Source organism: Lentzea sp. NPDC059081, assembly GCF_042738015.1.
GTDB lineage: Bacteria > Actinomycetota > Actinomycetes > Mycobacteriales > Pseudonocardiaceae > Lentzea.
Map to the genome: position 1 here is coordinate 51,571 of NZ_JBHYGW010000006.1, position 10,068 is coordinate 61,638.

A 10,068-nucleotide genomic window follows, 5' to 3' on the forward strand; every position below is an offset into this window, starting at 1 on the left:
GAGCTTTGGGATCGTTCCCGGCTCGCTTCTTCGAATATGTTGGCTTGTACACTGCGGGGGGACCGGGAAAGGAGGGGGGGGGGGGGGGGGGAGGATCCTTCCCCCGCCTCGCTGCCAATCACTCTCCGCTGAACTCGGAGAGCAGGGCCTTGCGCTGACGGTCACCGAGACCGCGCAGGCGACGGCTGGGAGCGATCTCGAGGCGCTCCATGATCTGCTGCGCGCGCACCTTGCCGACGCCCGGCAGGGCCTCGAGCAGCGCGGACACCTTCATCTTGCCCAGGACCTCGTCGCTCTCGGCGGCCTTGAGCACGTCCGTCAGGGTCGTGCCGCCGCGCTTGAGGCGCTCCTTGAGCTCAGCCCGAGCGCGACGAGCGGCAGCAGCCTTCTCCAGCGCTGCGGCTCGCTGCTCCTCGGTAAGCTGGGGAAGAGCCACGATTTCCTCCGTGGTGTGGATTCTTTTCGGATCGGTGCCGCGACCGTACCGACCGCAATTGCCTGAGTACAACGTGACCCAGTCAGGTAAATCTTCAGCGGTCATGAGAGGCGGCGGGTGGTAGTAGTACCAACACCCTCCGGCGGCCTGATCACTGCCTCCGGCAACTCGTCGCCCACGTTACGTGTGCTATGAGGCCGGTGACCAGCGGGGCAGCCGGTGGCGTGGACCCTACCAACACATGTTTCCCCAGGTGAGCGCGCCACACCCCAAAAGTTGTGGCGCGCTGTCTCAGTTGAGGCTGTCCTGGACCCTCCGCACGGCGCTGACCAGCGAAGACACGTCCGGACCGTGGCGGAGGACGTCCCGGGAAGAACTTGGAAAAACGTTGCGCATGTCGGGCCCGAAGAGCCGTTTTAGATCGGTCGCCGAGCCTCCCTGAGCACCGAAACCGGGCGCCAGAACCGGCCCGTTGAACCCGGAGAGGTCCACATCCGTTTCCCTGATCGTGGCGCCCACGACGAGACCGACATCGCCGCACGGGGAAATGCCGGAATTCCGGTCCGTCGCGAAATCGATGATCGTCCGCGCGACGGTTCGCCCGTCCGGAGCAACCGCGCGCTGGACCTCCGCCCCCTCGGGGTTGGAGGTGAGCGCGAGCACGAACACGCCCCGGCCGTTCGCCCGCGCCGTGTCGAGCGCCGGCTGCAACGAGCCGAACCCGAGGAACGGCGACGCCGTCACGGCGTCACCGGCCAGCGGCGAGCCCTCGCCCAGGTACGCCTCGGCGTAGGCGGCCATGGTCGAGCCGATGTCGCCGCGCTTGGCGTCCACCAGCACGAGCGTGCCGGAGTCGCGCAGGTCCGCGATCACGCGTTCCAGCACGGCGACGCCACGGGACCCGTAGGCCTCGAAGAACGCCGCCTGCGGCTTCACCATCGACACCTTGCCGCCGAACGCCTCCACGGCCGTCAGGGCGAACCGTTCGAGGCCCTCCGCGGTCCGCGAGAGGCCCCACGCGTCGAGCAGGCTCGGGTGCGGGTCGATCCCGACGCACAGCGGTCCGTGCGCCTCGGCGGCCTTCGTCAGCTTCTCCCCGAACGTCATGCGTCACCCCGCAGCGTGGCCTGGAGCGCCTGCAGCGGCTGCACGCCGATGTCACCGCGGATCAACGCCTCGATGCCGTGCACGGCCGCTGCGGCGCCCTGGATCGTGGTGACACAAGGGATGTCCTTGGCCACCGCGGCGGTGCGGATCTCGTAGCCGTCCACACGGGGACCGCTGTTGCCGTACGGCGTGTTGAAGATCATGTCGATCTCGCCGGCCAGGATCATGTCGACGACGTTGCCCTCGCCCTCGAAGTGCTTGCGCACCTCGGTGCACGGGATCCCGTTGCGCTTCAACACCTCCGCGGTGCCCATCGTCGCGAGGATCTGGAACCCGAGGTCGGCGAGCCGCTTGACCGGGAAGATCATCGCGCGCTTGTCGCGGTTCGCGAAGGACACGAACACCTTGCCGGAGGTCGGAAGCGAGCCGTACGAGGCCGTCTGCGACTTCGCGAACGCCTTGCCGAACGACGAGTCGATGCCCATGACCTCGCCGGTCGACTTCATCTCCGGGCCCAGCAACGAGTCCACGCCGTGGCCCTCGGGGGTGCGGAAGCGGTGGAACTGCATGACCGCCTCCTTGACCGCGACCGGTGCGTGCTCGGGCAGCCGGGCGCCGTCACCGGTGGCGGGCAGCAGACCCTCCACCCGCAGCTCGGCGATCGTGGCGCCCAGCATGACGCGCGACGCCGCCTTGGCCATCGAGACCGCGGTCGCCTTGGACACGAACGGCACCGTGCGCGACGCACGCGGGTTCGCCTCCAGGACGTACAGCACGTCGTCCTTGAGCGCGTACTGGACGTTGAGGAGCCCCTTCACGCCGATGCCGCGGGCGATGGCCTCGGTGGAGCGGCGCACGTTCTCGATGTCCGACGCGCCGAGCGTGATCGGCGGCAGCGCGCACGACGAGTCGCCGGAGTGCACACCGGCTTCCTCGATGTGCTCCATCACGCCGCCGATGAACACCTCCTCGCCGTCGCACAGCGCGTCCACGTCGATCTCGATGGCGTCGTCGAGGAACCGGTCGACCAGGACCGGGTGCTCTGGCGTCACCTCGGTCGCGCGGGCGATGTAGCCCGACAGCGACTCCTCGTCGTACACGATCTCCATGCCGCGCCCGCCGAGCACGTAGGACGGCCGCACGAGGACCGGGTAGCCGATCTCGTCGGCGATCTCCTTCGCCTCGCCGAACGACGTGGCCGTGCCGAACTTCGGCGCGGGCAGCCCGGCCTCGGTCAGCACCTTGCCGAACTGGCCGCGGTCCTCGGCGAGGTGGATCGCCTCGGGCGTCGTGCCCACGACGGGCACACCGGCGTCCGAGAGCCGCTTCGCGAGGCCCAGCGGCGTCTGCCCGCCCAGCTGCACGATCACGCCCGCGACCTCACCGGAGCGCTGCTCGGAGTGCACGACCTCCAGCACGTCCTCGAACGTCAGCGGCTCGAAGTAGAGGCGGTCGGAGGTGTCGTAGTCCGTCGACACCGTCTCCGGGTTGCAGTTGACCATGACGGTCTCGTACCCGGCCGCCCGCAACGCCATCGCCGCGTGCACGCAGGAGTAGTCGAACTCGATGCCCTGGCCGATGCGGTTCGGGCCGGAGCCGAGGATCAGCACCTTCGGCTTCTCCCGCTGCTCCGCGACCTCCGACTCGGCGTCCGGGTCGAGCTCGTAGGCGGAGTAGTGGTACGGCGTCTCCGACTTGAACTCCGCCGCGCACGTGTCGACCGTCTTGTAGACCGGCCGCACACCGAGACGGTGCCGCAGCGCGCGCACGCCGTCCTCACCGGCCAGCTCCGGCCGCAGCACGGAGATCTGCCGGTCGGACAGGCCGGCGCGCTTCGCCTTGCGCAGCAACGCCTCGTCGAGCACGGGAGCCTCCAGCAGCTCCGTGCGGAGCGTGCCGAGCCAGGCGATCTGCTCGATGAACCACGGGTCGATGCCGGAGGCGTTGTGGACGTCCTCGATGGACGCACCGAGCCGCAGCGCCCGTTCGACCGTGTAGAGCCGGCCGTCGTGACCGCGCTCCAGCTGCTTGAGCGTGGACTCCAGCGTCACGCCCTCCGGATCGGGCTGGGTCCAAAACCCGACCGACTTCGTCTCCAGCGACCGCAAAGCCTTGCCGAGCGCCTCGACGAAGTTGCGGCCGATCGACATGGCCTCGCCGACCGACTTCATCGTCGTCGTCAGCGTCGGGTCCGCGCCGGGGAACTTCTCGAACGCGAACCGCGGCGCCTTCACGACCACGTAGTCGAGCGTCGGCTCGAACGACGCCGGCGTCTCGCCGGTGATGTCGTTGGTGATCTCGTCGAGCGTGTAGCCGATGGCGAGCTTCGCGGCGATCTTGGCGATCGGGAACCCCGTCGCCTTCGACGCGAGAGCCGACGACCGCGACACCCGCGGGTTCATCTCGATGACGACCATGCGGCCGTTCTCGGGGTGGATCGCGAACTGGATGTTGCAGCCACCGGTGTCGACGCCGACCTCGCGGATGACCTGGATGCCGACGTCGCGCATGTGCTGGTACTCGCGGTCGGTCAGCGTCATCGCGGGCGCCACCGTCACCGAGTCACCGGTGTGCACGCCCATCGGGTCGATGTTCTCGATCGAGCAGATGACCACGACGTTGTCGTTGCGGTCGCGCATCAGCTCGAGCTCGTACTCCTTCCACCCGAGCACGCTCTCCTCGATGAGCACCTCGGTGACCGGCGACTCCTCCAGGCCGATGGCCGCGAGCCGCTCCAGCTCCTCCGCGGTGTAGGCCATGCCCGAACCCAGGCCGCCCATGGTGAACGACGGCCGGATGACGACCGGCAGGCCCAGCTCGGCGACGGTCTTGCGGACCTCGTCCATGGTGTTGCACACGGCCGAACGCGGCACCTCGGCGCCAATCTTGCGCACCAGGTCCTTGAAGATCTGCCGGTCCTCGCCGCGCTGGATCGCGTCGACGTTCGCGCCGATCAGCTCGACGTTGTACTTCTCCAGCACCCCGCGCTCGTGCAACGCGATCGCGGTGTTGAGCGCGGTCTGGCCGCCCAGCGTCGCCAGGATCGCGTCCGGGCGTTCCTGCGCGATGACCTTCTCCACGAACTCGGCCGTGATCGGCTCGATGTAGGTGGCGTCGGCGAACTCGGGGTCGGTCATGATCGTCGCCGGGTTGGAGTTCACCAGGCTGACCCTGATGCCCTCCTCCCGCAGCACCCGGCACGCCTGGGTGCCGGAGTAGTCGAACTCGCACGCCTGGCCGATGACGATCGGGCCGGAGCCGATGACCAGGATGTGCTTGAGATCAGTCCTCTTGGGCATGTCAGCGGCCGCCGTTCATCATGGTCACGAACTCGTCGAACAGGGGCGCGGCGTCGTGCGGTCCGGCCGCGGCCTCGGGGTGGTACTGCACGGAGAACGCCGGCGCGTCGAGCAGCCGGACGCCCTCGACGGTGCCGTCGTTCGGGCAGTAGTGCGACAGCACGGCGCGGCCGAACTCGGAGGAGAACTCCTCCCCCGGCGTGCCCTCCAGCGCGAACCCGTGGTTCTGCGAGGTGATGGCGACCTTGCCGGTGGTCACGTCGATGACCGGGATGTTGATGCCGCGGTGGCCGTAGCGCATCTTGTACGTCGCGCGGCCGACCGCGCGGCCCAGGATCTGGTTGCCGAAGCAGATGCCGAACAGCGGCAGCTTGCGGCCCAGGGCCTCCTTGGTCAGCGCGATGGCGTGGTCCTGCGTGGCCGGGTCGCCAGGGCCGTTCGACAGGAACAGACCGTCGGGGCTGACCGCGAGGATGTCGTCGAACGTGCTGGTCAACGGCAGGACGTGCACCTCGATGCCGCGTGCCGCCATCATCCGCGGGGTGTTCGACTTGATGCCCAGGTCGAGCGCCGCGACGGTGAACTTCTTCTCGCCGATCGCCTCGACCACGTACGGCTGGTCCGTGGTGACGTCGACGGCGAGGTTCGCGCCGACCATCTGCGCCGAGGCCTTGACCTGCTCGACCATCGACGCGTCGTCGGTCAGTTCGGCGCCGGAGAACACGCCGGCGCGCATCGCGCCCTGCTCGCGGATGTGGCGGGTCAGGGTGCGGGTGTCGAGGCCCGCGATGCCGACGACGCCCTGGTTCGCGAGCTCCTCGTCGAGGCCGCGCTTCGACCGCCAGTTGGACGGCGTGCGCGCGGGGTCGCGGACCACGTAGCCGGCGACCCAGATCCTCGACGACTCGTCGTCCTCGTCGTTCCAGCCGGTGTTGCCGATCTGCGGCGCCGTCTGCACCACGATCTGGCGGTGGTAGGAGGGGTCGGTCAGGGTTTCCTGGTACCCGGTCATGGCCGTGGAGAACACGACCTCGCCGAGCGAGACGCCGGTCGCTCCGTACGCCTCACCGCGGAAGACACGACCGTCTTCCAGCACCAATGCCGCGTTCGTCACGCCTTGCCCTCCGTGTTGATCGGGTGCTGGCCCAGGGCAGCGACCCATTCCTCGTAAACGTCCTTGTCGTCGCCACGGAAACCCGTGTCGAACAGGTGGCCCTCGTTCTCCCACTGGACCACCAGCAGTCCCTGCTCGCTGAACATGACCTTCCCGGCGAGCCCCCGGTCCGTGCGGGCGTCCCGGACGGACCGCACCGGGATGAAGATCGGCGACGCGCCGACGCGGTCGATCGCGACCCCTTCCGGCACGAGGCTCAGCGTCGCCTCGGCGCGGTGGCCGATGTCACCGACCTGGACGCGGTCCTGCCAGTTGCCCGCGTTCGTCGTTCCGATGTAGACGCCCGTGGTCGTGAGACTGGCCGCGCCGAGCTTCTCCGGTGTCGCGGGGAACGCCGGCAGGTCGGCCTGCTTGCGCTGGCGCCGCTTCCAGCCGTGCCACATGCCGTAGACGCACAGCGCGAAGAAGAGCAAAACCGCCACGGAGAGCAGTACGCGGGTCATTCCGCAATCCTTCCCGCCAGGGCGGTGACGCGACCACGCAAGATGGTGGCCATCACCGCGCCGGGCAGCTCCATGCCCTCGAACGGGGTGTTGCCCGCGATGCTCGCGAGCTCGGCTCCCGTCACGGTCCACGTCGCGTCCGGGTCGACCAGCACGAGGTTCGCGGGCTCGCCGGCCTCGATCGGACGGCCCTGGTCGGTCAGGCCGGCGATCTCGGCGGGCTTCTCGCTCATCACCCGCGCGACACCGCGCCAGTCCAGCAGCCCGGTCCTCACCATCGTCTCGACGACGATGCCCAGCGCGGTCTGCAGCCCGAGCATGCCCGGCCGCGCCGCCGACCACTCGCAGTCCTTGTCCTGCACGGCGTGCGGGGCGTGGTCGGTGGCGACGCAGTCGATGGTGCCGTCCGCGAGCGCCTGGCGCAGCGCGTCGACGTCGGTCTGCGTGCGCAGCGGCGGGTTGACCTTGTTGACCGGGTCGTAGGTGGCCAGCCGGTCGTCGGTCAGGATCAGGTGGTGCGGGGTGACCTCGGCGCTGACCTTGGTGCCGCGCGCCTTGGCCCACTTCAGGACGTCCGCGGTACCGGTGGTGCTGACGTGGCAGACGTGCAGCCTCGCGTCGACCTGCTTGGCCAGCAGGCAGTCGCGGGCGACGATCGACTCCTCGGCGGCGGCCGGCCAGCCCTGCAGGCCGAGCCGGGACGCGTTCTCGCCCTCGTGCGCCTGGGCGCCGATGGTGAGGCGCGGTTCCTCGGCGTGCTGGGCGATGACGGCGCCCAGTGCCTTCGAGTACTCCAGGGCGCGGCGCATGATCAGCGGGTCGTGCACGCAGTGGCCGTCGTCGGAGAACACGCGCACGCCGGCCTTGGACTTGGCCATCGTGCCCAGCTCGGCGAGCTTCTCGCCCTTCAGGCCGACGGTGACGGCGCCGACCGGGTGGACGTCGACGAGGCCGACCTCCTGGCCGCGGCGGGCGACGTGCTCGACGATGACGGCGTTGTCGGCGACCGGGTCGGTGTTGGCCATGGCGAAGAGCGCCGTGTAGCCGCCGAGAGCCGCGGCACGGGAGCCCGTCTCGATGGTCTCGGTGTCCTCGCGGCCGGGTTCACGCAGGTGGGTGTGCAGGTCGACGAAGCCCGGCAGCAGGACCGCGCCGTTGCCCTCGATCACCTCGGCGTCCGGGTCCGTGCCCTCCGCGATCACGCCGTCGCGGATCAGCAGGTCGATCGGTTCCCCCTCGCCGTAGGGCCTCACTCCCTTGAGCAGCAAGGGTTTCACGCGGTCTCCTCCTCGTGGGCAAGCAGGTGGTACAGCACGGCCATGCGCACGTGGACACCGTTGCGGACCTGCTCGGTGATGGCGGCCTGCGGGCTGTCGGCGACGACGGAGGCGATCTCCATGCCGCGCAGCATCGGGCCGGGGTGCAGCACGACGGCGTGCTCGGGCAGCAGCTTCAGACGCCGCTCGTTGAGGCCGTAGGCGATCGAGTACTCGCGGGAGCTGGGGAAGAACCCGCCGGTCATGCGTTCGGCCTGCACGCGCAGCAGCATCACGGCGTCCTGCGACGCCAGCTCGGAGTCGATCTCGTGCGAGACCGTCACCGGCCACTTCTCCACGCCCGTGGGCAGGAGCGTCGGCGGGGCCACCAGGGTGACCTCGGCGCCGAGCGTGGTGAGCAGGTGCACGTTGGACCGGGCGACGCGGCTGTGCAGGACGTCGCCGACGATCGCGACCCGGCGGCCGTCGAGGCTGCCGAGGCGGTCGCGCAACGTGGCGGCGTCAAGCAGCGCCTGCGTGGGGTGCTCGTGCATGCCGTCGCCCGCGTTCACCACGGACGTGCTGGTGTGCTTGAGCCAGCCCGCGAGCCGGTGGGCGGCACCGGACGCCGGGTGGCGCACGATGACGCAGTCCGCGCCCGCCGCCTGCAACGTCAGCGCGGTGTCGCGCAGCGACTCGCCCTTGCTGACGCTGGAACCGGAGCTGCTGACGTTGATCACGTCGGCGGACATCCACTTGCCGGCGATCTCGAAGCTCACGCGGGTGCGGGTGCTGTTCTCGTAGAACATCGTGATCACGGTGCGGCCGCGCAGCGTCGGCAGCTTGCGGACCTCGCGGCCGAGCAGCGCCTGCTTCAGCCGGTCCGCGGTGTCGAGGATCGCGATCGCCTGGTCGCGGTCGAGGCCGTCGGTGGAGAGCAGGTGCTTCACTTCAGCACCACTCCGTCGCGGCCGTCGAACTCCTCGAGGTTCACGACGACGTCCTCGTTCTTGGACGTCGGCAGGTTCTTGCCCACGTAGTCCGCGCGGATCGGCAGCTCCCGGTGCCCGCGGTCGACCAGCACGGCGAGTTGCACCGCGCGGGGACGGCCGTGGTCGCGCAGGGCGTCGAGCGCGGCGCGGATGGTGCGGCCGGAGAACAGCACGTCGTCGACGAGGACGACCAGCTTGTCGTCGATGCCGCCCTCGGGCAGCTTCGTCGCCTCCAGCGGCCTGGTGGGGCCCCTGCGCAGGTCGTCGCGGTAGAGGGTGATGTCGAGCGTGCCCTCGTGCACCGTCCGGCCGGAAAATTCGGCGATCTTAGCGGCCAGGCGCCGTGCGAGGGGGGCTCCCCGGCTGGGAATACCCATCAAGACGACGTCGGGTGCGCTGGGTGCATCGAGAGCGGTCTTCTCGATGATCTGATGGGCCATTCGGGCGACGGTGCGCGCGACGTCACCGGCCGACAGGATCTCGCGATCCCCGGCCGGATCCGTCGCGCCACGTTGACGTGACGCCACGGCTGGACCTCCTTCCCCGCCTCACTGGACGGGTCCTTAAAGGACGTCGGACACCCGGTTACAACCGGGCTGACCTGCACCGTATCACCTGTGGACGGTCAACCATCCGGGTGGTGCGCCAGGCGTGGCGCGCGTCTCTGTTTGAGATCAGCTTGACCTGCCGACCACGGCGAGTAATCATTACTCTGCGTATCGATCTAAGCCTCCCCGCAGCACGCCAGTACTGCTGACGGGGCGAATGAACGGAGAACCGCCACATGGGCGACTACGCCAAGGCGCTGGGGGCCAAGCTCCGCGCTATCCGCCAGCAGCAGGGCCTGTCCCTGCACGGCGTCGAGCAGAAGTCCGGCGGTCGGTGGAAGGCCGTGGTCGTCGGCTCGTACGAGCGCGGTGACCGCGCGGTGACCGTGCAGAAGCTGGCCGAGCTGGCCGACTTCTACGGGGTTCCCGTCGCCGAGCTCCTGCCGGAGGGCCGTGTGCCGTCCGGTGCCGAGCCCGCCACCAAGATCGTGATCAACCTCGAACGGCTGCAGCAGCTGCCGGTCGAGAAGGTCGGCCCGCTCGCCCGCTACGCCGCGACCATCCAGTCGCAGCGCGGCGACTACAACGGCAAGGTCCTCTCCATCCGCACCGAGGACCTGCGTTCGCTCGCGATCATCTACGACATGACGCCGGGCGAGCTCACCGAGCAGCTCATCGACTGGGGCGTGCTGCCGCCCGAGGCGCGGCCCGCCAAGGAAGACTGAGCTTCCACCGCCTGGGAGCAGTGGGGGGCCCCACACCCCTTCCGTCTCCCCCTAGACAACCGGGGGAGCAACTCCCCCCTCCCCCCCC

Annotated in this window: 9 protein-coding genes; 1 reads left to right on the forward strand and 8 read right to left on the reverse strand. The window is 69.5% G+C overall.

All coding sequences use genetic code 11. The annotated features are described in order from the left end of the window. Positions 1 to 118: 118 nt before the first annotated feature. The 8 genes from mihF to pyrR all read right to left on the reverse strand — a co-directional run bounded on the left by mihF (position 119) and on the right by pyrR (position 9,234). Complete coding sequence (gene mihF, locus ACFWV3_RS15590; protein ID WP_030471603.1) at positions 119 to 436, reverse strand: integration host factor, actinobacterial type; 318 nt, start codon at positions 434 to 436, stop codon at positions 119 to 121. A gap of 291 nt (positions 437 to 727) precedes the next feature. Beyond that, entirely contained in the window at positions 728 to 1,543 is an 816-nt protein-coding gene (pyrF, locus tag ACFWV3_RS15595) for an orotidine-5'-phosphate decarboxylase (protein ID WP_382411866.1), read from the reverse strand. Next, positions 1,540 to 4,842, reverse strand: coding sequence for a carbamoyl-phosphate synthase large subunit (gene carB, locus ACFWV3_RS15600; RefSeq protein ID WP_382411867.1), 3,303 nt, complete (start codon positions 4,840 to 4,842; stop codon positions 1,540 to 1,542). The genes pyrF and carB overlap by 4 nt, the downstream gene beginning before the upstream one ends. 1 nt (position 4,843) lies before the next feature. Continuing rightward, the gene (gene carA, locus ACFWV3_RS15605) at positions 4,844 to 6,004 is read right to left on the reverse strand and encodes a glutamine-hydrolyzing carbamoyl-phosphate synthase small subunit (RefSeq protein ID WP_382411868.1); all 1,161 of its coding nucleotides are present in this window, start codon (positions 6,002 to 6,004) and stop codon (positions 4,844 to 4,846) included. Continuing rightward, the gene (locus ACFWV3_RS15610) at positions 5,953 to 6,459 is read right to left on the reverse strand and encodes a transporter (protein WP_382411869.1); all 507 of its coding nucleotides are present in this window, start codon (positions 6,457 to 6,459) and stop codon (positions 5,953 to 5,955) included. Before ACFWV3_RS15610 ends, carA begins: the two co-directional genes overlap by 52 nt. Continuing rightward, positions 6,456 to 7,736 carry a dihydroorotase gene (locus ACFWV3_RS15615; RefSeq protein ID WP_382411870.1) on the reverse strand — a complete coding sequence of 427 codons (1,281 nt, stop codon included), beginning with the start codon at positions 7,734 to 7,736 and terminating at the stop codon, positions 6,456 to 6,458. The genes ACFWV3_RS15610 and ACFWV3_RS15615 overlap by 4 nt, the downstream gene beginning before the upstream one ends. Further along, complete coding sequence (locus tag ACFWV3_RS15620) at positions 7,733 to 8,665, reverse strand: aspartate carbamoyltransferase catalytic subunit (RefSeq protein ID WP_382411871.1); 933 nt, start codon at positions 8,663 to 8,665, stop codon at positions 7,733 to 7,735. Before ACFWV3_RS15620 ends, ACFWV3_RS15615 begins: the two co-directional genes overlap by 4 nt. Continuing rightward, positions 8,662 to 9,234: a bifunctional pyr operon transcriptional regulator/uracil phosphoribosyltransferase PyrR gene (gene pyrR / locus ACFWV3_RS15625; RefSeq protein ID WP_285642317.1), complete on the reverse strand. Its 573-nt coding sequence runs from the start codon at positions 9,232 to 9,234 to the stop codon at positions 8,662 to 8,664. The genes ACFWV3_RS15620 and pyrR overlap by 4 nt, the downstream gene beginning before the upstream one ends. Before the next feature lie 257 nt (positions 9,235 to 9,491). On the opposite strand from pyrR, the gene ACFWV3_RS15630 reads away from it, so the two are divergent. Next, a complete protein-coding gene (locus ACFWV3_RS15630; protein WP_030471611.1) occupies positions 9,492 to 9,980 on the forward strand; it encodes a transcriptional regulator in 489 nt (162 codons plus the stop codon). The last annotated feature ends 88 nt before the right edge of the window (positions 9,981 to 10,068 follow it).